The organism is Caulobacter sp. P1_D6, from assembly GCF_056406095.1.
Genome location: NZ_JBFUAW010000084.1, coordinates 1 through 1,192 on the forward strand (window position 1 = coordinate 1; position 1,192 = coordinate 1,192).

Consider the following 1,192-nt stretch of genomic DNA (forward strand, 5'->3'; position numbering starts at 1 on the left):
GTCGAACCCCGCGACGAGGCTGGCCCCGGCGGCGGCTCGGGCGGCGGCAACGGCGGCACGGTCGACGTATTCAACGACGGCGTCATCGAAACCTACGGCTTGGCCTCGATCGGCATGTTCGCCCAGAGCGTGGGCGGCAGCGGCGGCGTGGGCGGCGGGGCCGGCGGCCTGGTCGGCATCGGCGGCGGTGGCGGCTCGTCCGGCGACGGGGCGGCGGTGACCGCGACGAACGCGGGCCAGATCTACACCCACAACGACCTGGCGGCGGGCGTGTTCGCCCAGTCGATCGGCGGCGGCGGCGGCAACGGCGCGGGCGGCGGCGGCCTGGTCGGCGTCGGCGGCGACGGCGGCGCTTCGGGCAAGGGCGGAACCGTCACGGTGTCGAACACCGGCCTGGTGGAAACCGACGGCAAGTCGTCCCAGGCGGTGTTCGCCCAGAGCATCGGCGGCGGCGGCGGCAACGGCGCGGGGGCCGGCGGCCTGGTCGCGATCGGCGGCAAGGGCGGAGCGGGCGGCGACGGCGAGGCGGTCACGGTCACCAACAGCGGCGACCTGATCACCCACGGCTACGACTCCTACGCCGTCTTCGCCCAGAGCGTGGGCGGCGGCGGCGGCAACGGCGGCGGCGCGGGCGGCATGTTCGCGATCGGCGGCGGCGGGGCCGGCGGCGGCGTCGGCGGCGTGGTCAACGTCAGCAATCATGGAACGATCGTCACCGACCTCGACGGTTCGGGCGGCATCTTCGCCCAGTCGGTCGGCGGCGGCGGCGGCAACGGCGGCGACTCCACCAGCGTGGGCCTGTTCGTCAACCTGTCGATCGGCGGCGACGGCGGCACGGCCAGCAAGGGCGGCGACGTCACGGTCATCAACGACGGCTCGATCGCCACCGGCGGCGACCGGGCCACGGCCATCTACGCCCAGAGCATCGGCGGCGGCGGCGGCAACGGCGGCTTCGGGGCCGGCGGCGCGATCGGCGTCTATGGCGCGGTCAGCATCGGGGTCGGCGGCGACGGCGGTGCGGGCGGCGCGGGCGGGGTCGTCAACGTCACGGCCGACGGGACCCTGGTCACGACCGGCGACGACTCGCGCGGCGTGTTCGCCCAGAGCGTGGGCGGCGGCGGCGGCGACGGCGGCTACACGGTGGCGGCGGCCCTGGCGGTCGGCGACGTCGGGGCGGCGGCCGGCGCGATCT

The 1,192-nt window shown here is 76.7% G+C and carries 1 pseudogene; it reads left to right on the top strand.

The features are described from left to right. A pseudogene (locus tag AC1DYP_RS24775) lies at positions 1 to 1,192 on the top strand (hypothetical protein); the annotation flags it as partial.